Origin of the sequence: Acinetobacter sp. 1130196 (genome assembly GCF_000588095.1) — a bacterium.
Lineage (GTDB): Bacteria > Pseudomonadota > Gammaproteobacteria > Pseudomonadales > Moraxellaceae > Acinetobacter > Acinetobacter nosocomialis.
Genome location: NZ_JFWX01000063.1, coordinates 1 through 16,373 on the forward strand (window position 1 = coordinate 1; position 16,373 = coordinate 16,373).

General features: G+C 40.5%; 10 protein-coding genes, 2 tRNA genes, 3 rRNA genes and 1 pseudogene. 15 read left to right on the forward strand and 1 reads right to left on the reverse strand.

Annotation, left to right across the window (positions count from 1 at the left end; all coding sequences use genetic code 11):
- The first annotated feature begins 174 nt into the window (after positions 1 to 174).
- The 12 genes from J671_RS23050 (at position 175) to hisC (ending at position 12,618) form a co-directional block, all read left to right on the forward strand.
- Positions 175 to 1,712, forward strand: a 16S ribosomal RNA gene (locus tag J671_RS23050).
- Positions 1,713 to 1,771: 59 nt separating this feature from the next.
- Positions 1,772 to 1,848 (forward strand) — tRNA-Ile (locus J671_RS23055).
- Between the two features lie 55 nt (positions 1,849 to 1,903).
- Positions 1,904 to 1,979: transfer RNA gene (locus J671_RS23060), tRNA-Ala, on the forward strand.
- Between the two features lie 340 nt (positions 1,980 to 2,319).
- Positions 2,320 to 5,210: ribosomal RNA gene (locus J671_RS23065) — 23S ribosomal RNA — on the forward strand.
- A 179-nt stretch (positions 5,211 to 5,389) separates the two neighbouring features.
- Positions 5,390 to 5,504 (forward strand): 5S ribosomal RNA (rrf, locus tag J671_RS23070).
- The 16S, 23S and 5S rRNA genes sit together here with 2 tRNA genes alongside, the layout of an rRNA operon.
- A 271-nt stretch (positions 5,505 to 5,775) precedes the next feature.
- On the forward strand, positions 5,776 to 7,224 hold the full coding sequence (locus J671_RS23075; protein WP_002050391.1) for an RNA polymerase factor sigma-54: 1,449 nt from the start codon (positions 5,776 to 5,778) through the stop codon (positions 7,222 to 7,224).
- 169 nt (positions 7,225 to 7,393) lie between these two features.
- Positions 7,394 to 7,732, forward strand: coding sequence for a ribosome hibernation-promoting factor, HPF/YfiA family (gene hpf, locus J671_RS23080; protein WP_001167461.1), 339 nt, complete (start codon positions 7,394 to 7,396; stop codon positions 7,730 to 7,732).
- Between the two features lie 138 nt (positions 7,733 to 7,870).
- The gene (ibaG, locus tag J671_RS23085; RefSeq protein WP_002050455.1) at positions 7,871 to 8,122 is read left to right on the forward strand and encodes a BolA family iron metabolism protein IbaG; all 252 of its coding nucleotides are present in this window, start codon (positions 7,871 to 7,873) and stop codon (positions 8,120 to 8,122) included.
- A gap of 6 nt (positions 8,123 to 8,128) precedes the next feature.
- On the forward strand, positions 8,129 to 9,385 hold the full coding sequence (murA, locus tag J671_RS23090) for a UDP-N-acetylglucosamine 1-carboxyvinyltransferase (RefSeq protein ID WP_006581686.1): 1,257 nt from the start codon (positions 8,129 to 8,131) through the stop codon (positions 9,383 to 9,385).
- Positions 9,385 to 10,068: an ATP phosphoribosyltransferase gene (gene hisG / locus J671_RS23095; RefSeq protein ID WP_002050281.1), complete on the forward strand. Its 684-nt coding sequence runs from the start codon at positions 9,385 to 9,387 to the stop codon at positions 10,066 to 10,068. Before murA ends, hisG begins: the two co-directional genes overlap by 1 nt.
- A 105-nt stretch (positions 10,069 to 10,173) precedes the next feature.
- Positions 10,174 to 11,463 carry a histidinol dehydrogenase gene (gene hisD, locus J671_RS23100; protein ID WP_025465687.1) on the forward strand — a complete coding sequence of 430 codons (1,290 nt, stop codon included), beginning with the start codon at positions 10,174 to 10,176 and terminating at the stop codon, positions 11,461 to 11,463.
- Between the two features lie 69 nt (positions 11,464 to 11,532).
- Positions 11,533 to 12,618 (forward strand): histidinol-phosphate transaminase, encoded by a 1,086-nt coding sequence (gene hisC / locus J671_RS23105; RefSeq protein ID WP_006581684.1) that lies wholly within the window; start codon positions 11,533 to 11,535, stop codon positions 12,616 to 12,618.
- A 3-nt stretch (positions 12,619 to 12,621) separates the two neighbouring features.
- Here the strand turns inward: hisC and J671_RS23110 are convergent, their stop codons facing one another.
- Positions 12,622 to 14,010 carry an anthranilate synthase component I family protein gene (locus tag J671_RS23110; protein WP_006581683.1) on the reverse strand — a complete coding sequence of 463 codons (1,389 nt, stop codon included), beginning with the start codon at positions 14,008 to 14,010 and terminating at the stop codon, positions 12,622 to 12,624.
- Positions 14,011 to 14,328: 318 nt separating this feature from the next.
- On the opposite strand from J671_RS23110, the gene J671_RS23115 reads away from it, so the two are divergent.
- From J671_RS23115 to J671_RS23125, 3 genes and pseudogenes are all read left to right on the forward strand, one after another.
- Entirely contained in the window at positions 14,329 to 15,177 is an 849-nt protein-coding gene (locus J671_RS23115; protein WP_006581682.1) for a DUF6160 family protein, read from the forward strand.
- A gap of 298 nt (positions 15,178 to 15,475) precedes the next feature.
- A pseudogene (locus tag J671_RS23120) lies at positions 15,476 to 15,997 on the forward strand (C39 family peptidase); the annotation flags it as partial.
- 112 nt (positions 15,998 to 16,109) lie between these two features.
- Positions 16,110 to 16,373 (forward strand): helix-turn-helix domain-containing protein (locus J671_RS23125; protein ID WP_236767318.1); only part of this gene is annotated, 264 nt, incomplete at its 3' end.

Below are 16,373 nucleotides of genomic sequence, written 5' to 3' on the forward strand. Positions count from 1 at the left end.
ATCATTAAGAGAATTGAAGAACAACTTGTGTGGATTTTTACTGATTGATTAATCGAAATAATTTTCATTGATTGATTGGTTTAAATTACTCGAAGTTTATTTGAGCGAAATTTAAGTCAGTAATTGATGAGCCAGAATTGGCACCTTGTCTATAAATAAGGTGCAAAATGATTTTAACTGAAGAGTTTGATCATGGCTCAGATTGAACGCTGGCGGCAGGCTTAACACATGCAAGTCGAGCGGGGAAAGGTAGCTTGCTACTGGACCTAGCGGCGGACGGGTGAGTAATGCTTAGGAATCTGCCTATTAGTGGGGGACAACATCTCGAAAGGGATGCTAATACCGCATACGTCCTACGGGAGAAAGCAGGGGATCTTCGGACCTTGCGCTAATAGATGAGCCTAAGTCGGATTAGCTAGTTGGTGGGGTAAAGGCCTACCAAGGCGACGATCTGTAGCGGGTCTGAGAGGATGATCCGCCACACTGGGACTGAGACACGGCCCAGACTCCTACGGGAGGCAGCAGTGGGGAATATTGGACAATGGGCGCAAGCCTGATCCAGCCATGCCGCGTGTGTGAAGAAGGCCTTATGGTTGTAAAGCACTTTAAGCGAGGAGGAGGCTACTTTAGATAATACCTAGAGATAGTGGACGTTACTCGCAGAATAAGCACCGGCTAACTCTGTGCCAGCAGCCGCGGTAATACAGAGGGTGCAAGCGTTAATCGGATTTACTGGGCGTAAAGCGCGCGTAGGCGGCTAATTAAGTCAAATGTGAAATCCCCGAGCTTAACTTGGGAATTGCATTCGATACTGGTTAGCTAGAGTGTGGGAGAGGATGGTAGAATTCCAGGTGTAGCGGTGAAATGCGTAGAGATCTGGAGGAATACCGATGGCGAAGGCAGCCATCTGGCCTAACACTGACGCTGAGGTGCGAAAGCATGGGGAGCAAACAGGATTAGATACCCTGGTAGTCCATGCCGTAAACGATGTCTACTAGCCGTTGGGGCCTTTGAGGCTTTAGTGGCGCAGCTAACGCGATAAGTAGACCGCCTGGGGAGTACGGTCGCAAGACTAAAACTCAAATGAATTGACGGGGGCCCGCACAAGCGGTGGAGCATGTGGTTTAATTCGATGCAACGCGAAGAACCTTACCTGGCCTTGACATAGTAAGAACTTTCCAGAGATGGATTGGTGCCTTCGGGAACTTACATACAGGTGCTGCATGGCTGTCGTCAGCTCGTGTCGTGAGATGTTGGGTTAAGTCCCGCAACGAGCGCAACCCTTTTCCTTATTTGCCAGCGAGTAATGTCGGGAACTTTAAGGATACTGCCAGTGACAAACTGGAGGAAGGCGGGGACGACGTCAAGTCATCATGGCCCTTACGGCCAGGGCTACACACGTGCTACAATGGTCGGTACAAAGGGTTGCTACACAGCGATGTGATGCTAATCTCAAAAAGCCGATCGTAGTCCGGATTGGAGTCTGCAACTCGACTCCATGAAGTCGGAATCGCTAGTAATCGCGGATCAGAATGCCGCGGTGAATACGTTCCCGGGCCTTGTACACACCGCCCGTCACACCATGGGAGTTTGTTGCACCAGAAGTAGCTAGCCTAACTGCAAAGAGGGCGGTTACCACGGTGTGGCCGATGACTGGGGTGAAGTCGTAACAAGGTAGCCGTAGGGGAACCTGCGGCTGGATCACCTCCTTAACGAAAGATTGACGATTGGTAAGAATCCACAACAAGTTGTTCTTCATAGATGTATCTGAGGGTCTGTAGCTCAGTTGGTTAGAGCACACGCTTGATAAGCGTGGGGTCACAAGTTCAAGTCTTGTCAGACCCACCATGACTTTGACTGGTTAAAGTTATAGATAAAAGATACATGACTGATGATGTAAGCTGGGGACTTAGCTTAGTTGGTAGAGCGCCTGCTTTGCACGCAGGAGGTCAGGAGTTCGACTCTCCTAGTCTCCACCAGAACTTAAGATAAGTTCGGATTACAGAAATTAGTAAATAGAGATTTCGATCTTGGTTTATTAACTTCTGTGATTTAAGTATCACGGTATTAAGCATGACCTGACGAAGGCATGTTTATTCATTAACAGATTGGCAAAATTGAGTCTGAAATAAATTGTTCACTCAAGAGTTTAGATTAAGCAATTAATCTGAATGAATTGAGAACTAGCAAATTAACTGAATCAAGCGTTTTGGTATATGAATTTAGATTGAAGCTGTACAGTGTTTAAATACACAGTGCTCTAAACTAAAATGTTGAAGTTACTAACTTGTAGGTAACGTCGACTGTTTGGGGTTGTATAGTCAAGTAATTAAGTGCATGTGGTGGATGCCTTGGCAGTCAGAGGCGATGAAAGACGTGATAGCCTGCGAAAAGCTCCGGGGAGGCGGCAAATATCCTTTGATCCGGAGATGTCTGAATGGGGAAACCCACCTACTTTAAGGTAGGTATTGCAACATGAATACATAGTGTTGCAAGGCGAACGAGGGGAAGTGAAACATCTCAGTACCCTTAGGAAAAGAAATCAATTGAGATTCCCTCAGTAGCGGCGAGCGAACGGGGATCAGCCCATTAAGTTATGTGTGTTTTAGTGGAACGCTCTGGGAAGTGCGAACGTAGAGGGTGATATTCCCGTACACGAAAGGGCACACATAATGATGACGAGTAGGGCGAGGCACGTGAAACCTTGTCTGAATATGGGGGGACCATCCTCCAAGGCTAAATACTCCTGACTGACCGATAGTGAACCAGTACCGTGAGGGAAAGGCGAAAAGAACCCCTGTGAGGGGAGTGAAATAGATCCTGAAACCGCATGCATACAAGCAGTGGGAGCACCTTCGTGGTGTGACTGCGTACCTTTTGTATAATGGGTCAGCGACTTATATTCAGTAGCGAGGTTAACCGTATAGGGGAGCCGTAGAGAAATCGAGTCTTAATAGGGCGTTTAGTTGCTGGGTATAGACCCGAAACCAGGCGATCTATCCATGAGCAGGTTGAAGGTTGGGTAACACTAACTGGAGGACCGAACCCACTGTCGTTGAAAAGCCAGGGGATGACTTGTGGATAGGGGTGAAAGGCTAATCAAGCCTGGTGATAGCTGGTTCTCCCCGAAAGCTATTTAGGTAGCGCCTCGGACGAATACCATAGGGGGTAGAGCACTGTTTCGGCTAGGGGGTCATCCCGACTTACCAAACCGATGCAAACTCCGAATACCTATGAGTACTATCCGGGAGACAGACTGCGGGTGCTAACGTCCGTAGTCAAGAGGAAAACAATCCAGACCGCCAGCTAAGGCCCCAAAATCATAGTTAAGTGGGAAACGATGTGGGAAGGCATAGACAGCTAGGAGGTTGGCTTAGAAGCAGCCACCCTTTAAAGAAAGCGTAATAGCTCACTAGTCGAGTCGGCCTGCGCGGAAGATGTAACGGGGCTAAAACTATGTGCCGAAGCTGCGGATTTGACATTAGTCAAGTGGTAGGGGAGCGTTCTGTAAGCCGATGAAGGTGTATTGAGAAGTATGCTGGAGGTATCAGAAGTGCGAATGCTGACGTGAGTAACGACAAAACGGGTGAAAAACCCGTTCGCCGAAAGACCAAGGGTTCCAGTCCAACGTTAATCGGGGCTGGGTGAGTCGACCCCTAAGGCGAGGCCGAAAGGCGTAGTCGATGGGAAATTGGTTAATATTCCAATACTTCTGTGTAATGCGATGAGAGGACGGAGAAGGTTAAGTCAGCCTGGCGTTGGTTGTCCAGGTGGAAGGATGTAGGTATGTATCTTAGGCAAATCCGGGGTACTCTATACTGAGATCCGATAGCAAGCTGTACTTGTACAGCGAAGTGGCTGATACCATGCTTCCAGGAAAAGTCTCTAAGCTTCAGTTACACAGGAATCGTACCCGAAACCGACACAGGTGGTCAGGTCGAGTAGACCAAGGCGCTTGAGAGAACTCTGCTGAAGGAACTAGGCAAAATGGTACCGTAACTTCGGGAGAAGGTACGCTGTTGTTGGTGATGGAACTTGCTTCCTGAGCTGATGACAGCCGCAGAAACCAGGCCGCTGCAACTGTTTATTAAAAACATAGCACTCTGCAAACACGAAAGTGGACGTATAGGGTGTGATGCCTGCCCGGTGCTGGAAGGTTAATTGATGGGGTTAGCGTAAGCGAAGCTCTTGATCGAAGCCCCAGTAAACGGCGGCCGTAACTATAACGGTCCTAAGGTAGCGAAATTCCTTGTCGGGTAAGTTCCGACCTGCACGAATGGCATAATGATGGCGGCGCTGTCTCCAGCAGAGGCTCAGTGAAATCGAAATCGCTGTGAAGATGCAGTGTACCCGCGGCTAGACGGAAAGACCCCGTGAACCTTTACTGCAGCTTGACACTGAACTTTGACCTTACTTGTGTAGGATAGGTGGGAGGCTTTGAAGTTGGAACGCTAGTTCCAATGGAGCCGTCCTTGAAATACCACCCTGGTAATGTTGAGGTTCTAACTCTGTCCCGTTATCCGGGACGAGGACCGTGTCTGGTGGGTAGTTTGACTGGGGCGGTCTCCTCCTAAAGAGTAACGGAGGAGTACGAAGGTGCGCTCAGCGTGGTCGGAAATCACGCGTAGAGTATAAAGGCAAAAGCGCGCTTAACTGCGAGACCCACAAGTCGAGCAGGTACGAAAGTAGGTCTTAGTGATCCGGTGGTTCTGTATGGAAGGGCCATCGCTCAACGGATAAAAGGTACTCTGGGGATAACAGGCTGATACCGCCCAAGAGTTCATATCGACGGCGGTGTTTGGCACCTCGATGTCGGCTCATCTCATCCTGGGGCTGAAGCAGGTCCCAAGGGTATGGCTGTTCGCCATTTAAAGAGGTACGCGAGCTGGGTTTAGAACGTCGTGAGACAGTTCGGTCCCTATCTACCGTGGGCGCTGGAAATTTGAGAGGATCTGCTCCTAGTACGAGAGGACCAGAGTGGACGAACCTCTGGTGTACCGGTTGTGACGCCAGTCGCATCGCCGGGTAGCTATGTTCGGAAGGGATAACCGCTGAAAGCATCTAAGCGGGAAGCCTACCTCAAGATAAGATTTCCCTAGGAATTTATTCCTCTAAAGAGCCGTTCGAGACTAGGACGTTGATAGGTTGGATGTGGAAGCATAGTGATATGTGAAGCTGACCAATACTAATTGCTCGTGAGGCTTGACTATACAACACCCAAGCAGTTGTATATAAAGCATCAATCGATTCATAAATCTACAAAGCAACTTGATTTAGTTATAACACTAGATAAAATGAACACAATCAGATTCAATCAGCCCAGTCTGTAAAGATTTGGAAAACGCTTCGGCAGTCAATAAGACCAAAGCAAGTATCCATAAACAGTTGTGCTGGCGACCATAGCAAGAGTGAACCACCTGATCCCTTCCCGAACTCAGAAGTGAAACCTCTTAGCGCTGATGGTAGTGTGGGGTTACCCATGTGAGAGTAAGTCATCGCCAGCTCATTATTCTAAACATCCCAATCTCAAAAGAGCTTGGGGTGTTTTTTATTGCGCGAAATAAAGTGAAAATTTAATTCATGAAGCAATAATCTTTTTTGATTATCCTCAATCGATCATTAGATATAACTCAAAATAACCTTAATATTATTTTAGAAGATTAAATTACTACTTTTCTCATGAAATGCTGAGTCAATATATAGGATAAACCATTACTATATGCTATAAATAATGAATAGGCATGATTTTTGCTTGTTTTTTGGAAAGAGAAATATATGAAATTATCTGTTGGATTGAAAGTTGCGAACTCTTTATCGTTAACACCTCAATTGCAGCAGGCAATCCGTTTACTGCAGCTCTCAAGTTTAGAATTAGAGCAAGAAATTCAAATTCAATTAGATAGTAATCCATTACTTGAAAAAGTGGAAGATGAATCAATAGCAGAAAGTTTATCTACTTTAGAAAAAAAAGAGGCAGATGATCTTACTACAGAGTTAAATGCAAACCATTTACCTGATGATTTACCTGTCGATACTGAGTGGGATGACATTTATACCCATCAGTCTACAGCTCTGGCTACACCTGAATTTGAAGAGCGTGAGGATAACCGTCAAGTTCAGATGACACTTAAAGAGCATATGTTAGAACAAGTCAATTTATTGCATTTTTCAAAAATAGATCAGTTGATTGCTTATTGTATTGTGGATGCCTTAGATGATAAGGGATTTTTAGATGCTGAGATAGAAGAGATAATCTTAGCTGTACAACATCTATTAAATGATATGGATATTGAGGAAGATGTTGAGGAAGATGAAGTTTTAGTTGTTTTAAAGCATATACAACGGCTTGATCCAATTGGCATTGGTGCTCGTAATCTTGCCGAATGTTTAAAAGTTCAGTTAGAGTTTTTACCTAAAGAAACTGAATATTTAAAAGAAGCTAAAAATCTTCTTCAATATTATGAGTTATTGATTGCGAACGATCTCAATAAATTATTAAAACAAACAGGTCTTTCTAAAGATCAGTTAAAGTTTGCAGTTGATTTGCTAAAAACACTAAAGCCTTACCCAGGTATGGATTTTGAAAAGCAAGAATCAGAATATCAAATTCCTGATGTAGTAGTTGCTAAGAAGGATTTACATTGGCAAGTTCAGTTAAATCCTGATGTGATGCCAAAACTAAGAATTAATTCTTTTTATTCGAGTATGATTCGTAGGGCAGATCAGAGTGATGATAATTTATATCTGCGTAATCAGATGCTTGAAGCCAAGAATTTTATAAAGAGCATTGATGAGCGCCATAAAACTTTATTAAAAGTTGCGACTTGTATTGTTGAGCATCAAAAAGCATTTCTTGAAATAGGTCCTGAAGCAATGAAACCGTTGGTACTACGGGACGTTGCTGAGGAAGTGGAATTACATGAGTCTACAGTTTCTCGGGTCACAACAAATAAATATATGCTAACACCACGTGGACTTTTTGAGTTGAAATACTTCTTTTCTAGTCACGTGGGAACAACAGCAGGCGGGGAGGCTTCCTCTACCGCCATTCGAGCTATGATTAAAAAGTTGGTATCCAATGAAAATCCACGTAAACCATTGTCTGATAATGCAATTGCTGCTTTGTTAAAAGATGAAGGGATAGAAGTGGCTAGAAGGACTGTAGCAAAATATCGAGAATCGTTACATATTCCATCGTCATCCGAAAGAAAAGTCTTGATCTAGATTTTGAAGTATGACTATTCTAGATATTCATTATGACGAAATAATGAAATTTCAATTTCACCAAAAGGAGTAGCTAGAATGATTTAATTGTCCCAAATCATCTTTTTTAGATTGCATTAAATCGTTTTAGTTCTTCTTTATATAACCCAAAAAGGTGAGGGATAGAATTATGCAAATAACGATTCGTGGACATCATTTAGCAATTACACCAGCTATAGAAGAAAATATTAAAGCAAAATTTAATCAGTTAACAAAACATCTTGATCAGGTGAATAGTATGCAGATTAAATTAACCAAAGATCATCAGATTGATAAGCGATCGCATAAAGGTAGTTCTAATCATGTGGCCGAAGCAATAGTCCGGTTACCGGGAATTGAACTATTTGCTCAAGCAACAGCAGATGATATGTATACTTCAATTAAAAAACTGACTGAAAAACTAAAAAAACAATTGTTAAAATATCGGAAAATGCAATGTACGTATTCGCAAGTTGCTGTTTCTATTTAATAAGTTTTTAATAATTGAGAGAGGCTTGAAATATAGCCTCTTTTTTATTGATAAAATATAAACACGTACTGAATTCTTTGAAAAAGTTATAGTAAAATACTTCGTTTTACACCGTAGGTTGTGCCAGAGGTCTTTGCAATGAATAGTGAACAGCTCACTCAAATTTTAAAAGAAGCTTTTCCTGAAGCGGAAGTAGCGGTGAGCGGACAGGCTGGAAAATTTGACCTCCGTATTGTGGATGATCAATTTGAAGGTAAGCGTACTGTTGCCCGTCAACAAGCAGTTTATGCACCATTAAATACTTATATTGCAAGTGGCGAAGTTCATGCCGTAACAATTCGTGCGATGACCAAAGATGAATGGCGCAAAGCAAGCCTTTTCGGAGCTTAAATATTAATGGATAAATTTTTAATTACGGGCGGTGTTAAGCTCGAAGGGGAAGTACGCATTTCTGGTGCTAAAAATGCGGCTTTACCATTACTTGCGGCAATGATTCTTGCTGACTCTCCAATTACATTAACCAATGTCCCAAATCTTAAAGATGTAAATACTTTGGTGAAATTAATTGGTGGTTTAGGCGTCACGATCAGTTATGAGAACGATACTGTCAAAGCTGATACCTCGACTTTAGATAACCAGTTTGCGCCTTATGAACTTGTAAAAACAATGCGTGCATCTATTTTGGTTTTAGGACCATTATTAGCGCGTTACGGAAATGCCAAAGTTTCATTACCTGGCGGATGTGCAATTGGCTCTCGACCAGTAGATCAACACTTAAAAGCCTTAGAAGCGTTAGGTGCTCATATCGAAGTCGAAAATGGTTATGTCCATGCGACTGTAGATGGTCGACTTAAAGGCGGTGAAGTAGTCTTCGATATGGTCACTGTCGGTGGTACTGAGAATATTTTAATGGCGGCTGCTTTAGCGGATGGTATAACTACAATTCGTAATGCTGCGCGTGAACCTGAAATTACTGACCTTGCCCAAATGCTTATTAAAATGGGCGCAAAAATTGAAGGTATAGATACCGATACACTCGTTGTTACTGGTGTTGAAAGTCTACATGGTTGTGAGTATGCAGTTGTTGCAGACCGTATTGAAACAGGTTCTTACTTGGCTGCAGCGGCTATTACTGGTGGTCGTGTAAAAACAACACATACAGATCCTTCATTACTTGAATCTGTTTTAGACAAGTTTGAAGAAATGGGTGCTGAAGTGACCCGTGGCGACGACTGGATTGAATTGGATATGTTGGGTAAGCGTCCTAAAGCAGTAAGCTTTAGAACATTGCCGCATCCTGAATTCCCGACTGATATGCAAGCACAAATTATGGCCGTAAATGCAATTGGTCGTGGCTTTGCAACGATTTCTGAAACCATTTTTGAAAATCGTTTCATGCACGTTCCTGAATTGTCACGTATGGGTGCTAATATTCAGGTTGAAGGTCATGATGCTGTTGTGACTGGTGTTGAAAAATTACAGGCAGCACCTGTAATGGCAACAGATTTACGTGCTTCATTCTCTTTGGTTTTAGCGGCTTTGGTTGCTGAAGGTGATACATTAATTGACCGTATCTACCATATTGACCGTGGTTATGAGCATGTCGAAGAAAAACTTCAAGGTTTAGGTGCCAAAATTAAGCGAGTAAGTTAATGAATGACGTAAGAAACGATGATCCTAATTTTAACGTAATGGGTAATTTTGATCATGGTTTGACCTTGGCACTGAGTAAAGGACGTATTTTAAAAGAAACTTTACCTTTACTTGCTACAGCAGGTATTAACCTACTTGAAGACCCGGAAAAATCGCGTAAGTTAATTTTTCCTACCACTCACAAGCAAGTTCGTATTTTGATTTTACGTGCGTCTGATGTGCCAACTTATGTTGAGAATGGTGCAGCTGACTTAGGTGTAGCCGGTAAAGACGTGCTTATGGAACATGGTGCTCAGCATGTTTATGAGCTATTAGACCTGCAGATTGCGAAATGTAAATTAATGACTGCTGGTAAAGTAGGAATGGAACGTCCAAAAGGTCGTCTAAAAATTGCGACTAAGTACGTCAATCTAACTCGTCAATACTATGCAAGCTTAGGTGAGCAGGTGGATGTTATTAAGCTTTATGGTTCTATGGAGCTGGCACCACTCGTTGGTTTAGGTGATTATATTGTTGACGTCGTGGATACCGGAAATACTTTGCGAGCAAATGGTCTTGAACCATTAGAAGAAATTTGTAAAGTATCTTCACGCCTTATTGTTAATAAAGCGAGCTTTAAACGTAAACAAGGCTTATTAAACCCTATCATTTCCCAACTTGAACATGCTGTTCAATCACGTTAAAAGTAATTTCCTATCATGCTTTTGCGATAGTTGTAGATATGATGCCCACAAGAGTCTAGAAAAAGAGTAAACTTGGTTTTTCTTTTTCGCCTTGTGGGTAAATTGATGCGACGTTTATCGACTCAAGATCAGAACTTCAAACAGGTTTTTGCCGAGCTTTTAGCTTTTGAAACTGTTAATGATCCTAATTTAGTTCAAACAGTAGATCAAATTATTGCTGATGTTCGTCAGCATGGTGATGATCATGTTTTAAAACTTACTCAACAGTTCGATCGACATCCAGCGCATCAATTTTCCGATCTAGAATTGTCTCAACAACAACTTAAAGCTGCTTTTGATGGTTTAAACAAAGAGATTCGTGAAGCCTTACAACTCGCGGCTGATCGTATTCGTACATTTCATGAGGCTCAGAAACAAGATAGCTGGACTTATGTAGATGATTTAGGTAACACCCTAGGACAAAAAGTGACTCCACTTGACCGTGTTGGTATTTACGTACCAGGCGGACTTGCATCTTATCCTTCATCTGTACTTATGAATGCAGTGCCTGCACATGTGGCAGGGGTACCTGAAATTATTATGGTGGTGCCTGCGCCAAATGGTGAACTAAATCCACTCGTTTTAGCTGCTGCTTATTTAGCTGGTGTTAGCCGAGTATTTACTATTGGTGGTGCACAAGCTGTTGCTGCTTTAGCTTATGGTACTCAGACCGTTCCACGTGTTGATAAAATTACGGGCCCTGGAAACCGATTTGTAGCAGCAGCAAAACGTGCTGTATTTGGTCAGGTTGGTATCGATATGATTGCTGGGCCTTCTGAAATTTTAGTATATGCAGAAGGTGTAAATAACGCTGAATGGTTAGCGATGGATGTATTATCTCAAGCTGAACATGACACAGTGGCTCAAGCTATTTTCATTACTCCAGATGAAGCATTGCTAGAAGCTGTAGAGTCTGCAATTGAAAAACATTTAAGTGAATTGCCAAAAGCTGATATTGCACGTACATCGATTGAAAATCGTGGGGCTTTAGTTTTAGTAAAAAACCGTGTAGAAGCTGTTGATTTGATTAATCAGGTTGCACCAGAGCATTTGGAGTTATGTCTTGATGATGCTGAAGCAATGAGCGAAGACATTCGTCATGCAGGGGCAATTTTCATGGGACGCTATACACCTGAAGCAATTGGTGATTACTGTGCTGGTCCAAACCACGTATTACCAACATCTGGTACAGCGCGCTTCTCATCGCCACTTGGTGTATATGATTTTCAAAAGCGTTCTAGCTTGATTATGTGCTCAAAAGAGGGCGTTAAAACATTAGCTAAGACGGCTGATGTCCTTGCTGTTCAAGAAAATCTTGATGCCCATGCACGTTCGGCTCGTTATCGTTATCAATAAGCTTTAAGCCTTTTAGTATTTTTAATGATTATTCAGGGCTGACTTTCAGCCCTTTTTTGAGATAAGACTATGAGTGTATCTACAGCACAAATGCGTTTTTGGAGTCCTGAGGTTCGTGAGTTAGAGCCTTATGTGCCAGGTGAACAACCTAAAATCCAGAATTTATTGAAATTAAATACCAATGAAAATCCATATCCGCCATCACCCAAAGTAGTAGAAGCAGTTCAAGCTGTACTACATGAACAAGCTGATGCGCTTCGTTTATATCCAGATCCGGATGCTACAGCTTTAAAACAAGCGATTGCTAAGCAACAGGATATTGATGTATCTCAAGTTTTTGTAGGTAATGGTTCTGATGAGGTGCTTGCTCATATTTTTAAAGCATTTTTCCTTCAAGAAGAACCGATTCTATATCCAGATATCACTTATAGTTTTTACCCAGTTTATAGCCAGTTTTTTGGAACAAAAACAAAAGAAATTCCACTCAATGAGAATTTCGAGATTGATGTCAAAGATTATACTCAGCCTAATGGTGGAGTTATTATTACCAACCCAAATGCACCAACCAGTATTGCGTTAAGCTTGGCAGAGATTGAACAAGTGTTACAAGCTAATCCAGACCGTGTGGTTGTGATTGATGAAGCTTATGTTGATTTTGGTGCTGAGTCAGCTGTAAGTTTGATAAACCGTTATGAAAATCTTGTAGTGTGCCAAACAACTTCAAAGTCTCGTTCTTTGGCTGGTTTACGCGTTGGATTTGCGATTGCTCAGTCACATTTGATTGCAGCACTTGAAGCGGTAAAAAATAGTTTTAATTCATATCCAATTGATCGATTTGCTATTGCAGCGGCTGTCGCTTCTTTTGAAGATCAAGCCTATTTTGAAGAACAGTGTCAAAAGGTCATTATAAGTCGAGAAAAACTTGTTCGTGATTTAACGGAACTTGGCTTTAACGTCTTGCCATCGAAAGCGAATTTTATATTCGCTACTCATTCGCAATATGATGCTGGGCAATTAGCACAAAAGTTGCGTGAGCAGGGCGTTATTGTCCGTTATTTCAATAAGCCTCGCATTAATCAGTTTTTACGTATTACGGTTGGAACTGATGAACAAAATGCGCGTTTAGTTCAAACATTGAAGCAAGATATTCTTTAATATTTATTCTGCTGTGCTGTTCATTAAGTTCAGCATAGCAGAGATTTTATCAAGACTTTCTTGATATTCAGCCTCAGCTTCTGAGGCAATCGTAATACCGCCACCCGCCCAAATAGAGAGTTGGTTTTGATATTGTTGAAAACTGCGAATTAAAATATTCCAACGTCCCGTGCCATCGAAATTAAAATACCCCAGAGTCCCGCAATATGCTCCTCTTGGCGCACCTTCTAACTCTTCAATAATTTGCATTGCTCGAATTTTAGGAGCTCCTGTAATTGAACCTCCTGGTAAAGCAGTGAGTAACATTTGCATAGGATTAATATCCTTTTTAAGTGTAGCCGTAACTTCACTTACCATGTGATGAACTTGATTGAAACTTTCAATTTCAAATAACTTCGTTGTTTTTACCGAGCCAGTATTGGCATAAACGCTCAAATCATTACGTAATAAATCAACGATCATGACATTTTCTGCTTGATCTTTTTTAGAGTTTTTTAAGGTTTGCTTTGAAAGTAAATCTTGTTCTTCATTTTTAAAACGAGGCATAGTACCTTTGATCGGTCTGGTTTTAATTTGCTTATCTACATCAAACTCAATAAATAATTCAGGAGAGCAGCTTAATAACTCAAAATTTTCTAACTTCAAATAACCAGCATATGGAGCATTAGTTAAATTCCACAACTCTTCTGCTTTATTTAATAATGAGCCGGTAAAATTTGCACTGAATTCTTGAGTAAGGTTAATTTGATAACAATCTCCTGCTTTAATATATTCTTGTATTTTATGAAAGGCAGTTAAGTATTTATTTTTAGTCCAACGAGGATGAATATTTTCTTCTAATTTAAAAATATTATTTTTTAGTTTAGAAGAAGGTTTTTTGAGTAAATCTGAAATATATTTAAAAATTTCTAATGCATTATTTTCATCGCTAAAAAAATACCATTCATTATTTATATTTTTAATAAAAGAATGATAGCAACCTATAAATAAAGAAGGTTGTTCATGTAATTGATTATTTATAAATTGATTCGCAGAGAAGTCATAGCTAATAAAACCAATATATCCTCCATTAAAGCTTATAGTTTCAATATTTTTGTTTTTTAGATCTGGGGATTGAAATTGAGAAAAATCTATAAGACTCTGTATATCAGATGAAGTTTGATAATTATTTAGGTCCGATTTTTTAAATAAAAAATTTTTATAATTTTGAATAATTAAATATTTATTTGGAAGAAACCCAATAACCGGATTTTTGTCATCATGAAGATATACAAGCCCGATTAACTCTTCTAATTTTTTTAAAATATCGGCAGCAGATTGAGAGCTTTCTAAAGAGATTTTTTTCTTTAACTGAGACATTTTAAACATATAAGTACTTGGAAGAGGTGACATAGTTTACTACAACTTCTAGTCCATCAAACGGATGAGTCGAAAGAGTTTAATATTTCGTGGAAAAAACAACCGAACAATTCTTCAGTTTTGCTAATAATTTATGAATTCGAACGGGCAATCAATATCGGTACCGTTTGTCGGGTAATTGGCAAAAAATGCATTACAGTAGTTGAACAAAAATTAACGTAGCTGTAATTTAGTAATTGCTAAGCAAAACTACTCAAGGATTGGAAGTTTCGGTTGCCACAAAAGAAAAATGCAACTTGAGACAGTAAGAGTGGTTAAGTCAAAAAATAAATGCTCTTGGGAGAGTGCTCAATGAAAATGTTCACTAAACTTGCTTTAGTTTCTTCTTTAGCTATCAGTGCAAATGCTATGGCAATGCAATCAATGGATGATGCAGCGCTTAGTGCTGCTACAGGTCAAGACGGTATTAATATCGGTATTGCTTTGGGTTCTGGTGGTATTTCTATCGATAAATTATACCTACACGATAATGATGGTTTAGCAACATCAACAGGTATTACTGGCGCTTCAGGTACAGCAGGTTCAATCGCAATTAGTGGCGTTACGGTAACTCAAAAAGGTACAGGTAACCTTTTAGATTTAGCGATTGATACAAATGGTGCTTCAGGTTCAAATGGTGCTTTCTTAAACGTTGCAGCAACAGTAGGTGCGGTTGACGTGCATGTTGGTTCAATTGGTGTAGGTACTTCTGGTACATTAAATACAACTACGGCTGTACGTGGTATTACTGAAACTGCTCCAACTGAAATTATCTCTGGTTTAGATTTATCTTTGGGGCAAATTTCTGCAAATGTTCAGTTAGGTTCAACTCCGCAAGGCGCAATGATCAAAGTGAACTCTAGCTTGCAAGGTGGTTTAACACTATCTAACTTTGGTATTAATGATGCTGCTGGTGGTGGTAAAATTGTCCTAGACAAAGTAATGGTTCGTGGTTCAGGTAATACAACGGGTGATTTGGATGTCAAAGCAAATATTTCTGTTGTACCTACAGGTTTACGTATCCAAAATAACAGCACACAAGGTATGAACGTTTATGCACAGGGCGTACACCTAGGTGCGGCAGCTAATGCTTCAATTGGTGATTTAGAAATTCAAGGTTTAAATGTAGGAACTTCTACAATTACTATTTCTGGTCACTAATTTAAAGACTGATAAAAAGCGCGTTTATACGCGCTTTTTTATTTATCTTAATAAAACTAATATCTATACTTTTCTATTTAAATAATATTAGCTTATATAATAAGAAAGAATATAAAACATTTGAAATGAGAATTAATTAACAGTTTATAAATGTAAAACTATGCATTCATCAAAAAGATTAAAAAAAAGCTGTTTTTTACAAAAAAAAAAGGTATCTTCAACACACAGGGATGTAGAGCTATTGCTCTAAGAATAAAATGAATAAGGCCGGTTAGGCCACCATTTAGACCAAGTGCTTATGTTAGAGATAGTTTTAGGCTCAGCATTGATGTATTACTTTGCGACAGAAGCCTTCGAAATAGAAAAAAAGCCGCCGGGAACTGTTTATTATACAGAGACTGCCGATTCACGTAATTTATCATTTCATCGAAACCATATTGAACCTGTCACAATAAAACCGGCTGTAGAAGACCAGTTTCGTGGCATTGTTCGACAAGCCTATGATTATAGTTGTGGCTCTGCTGCACTTACGACTTTATTAAATGGCTATGTGGGAACGAGTTTAACTGAACAGCAAACAATGAGTGGTTTGCTTCAATATGGTGAATATCAGCGCATTATTGAACGCCGAAGTTTCTCATTACTTGATATGAAGCGTTTTGTCACAGCAATTGGTTTAGACAGCGGTGGTTATCGAGGTGAGTTTCCTGATTTAGTTAAACTCGGTCAGCCTGCAATTGTGCCTATTTCATATGCTGGTTTTAAACATTTTGTCGTATATAAAGCTTATAAAGATGGAAGAGTATATGTAGCTGACCCTGGGCAGAGTAAAACTTGAAGTGCGACATAAACCACCTAATTAATTTAAAGGGTTTATGGAGTATATAAAATTGTCATACCATCATCTTAACTTTGAAGATCGTACTGCATTAATGCTTGAGTCAAGAAAAGAAGGCTTTTCAGCCAGAAAATTTGCTGAACTCATTAAAAGACATCCTAGTACGATCTATCGTGAGCTTAAAAGAAATAGCATCAATGACGTTTATCAAGCTCGATATGCTTCTGATAACACCTTCGCTAGACGTAGACGTGGTCACAGAAAACTCAAAATCGATTCAATCCTCTGGAAATTTATTGTTGAAGCGATCCGTTGTTTATGGTCTCCTCAGCAAATAGCAAAGCGTTTAAAGACATTT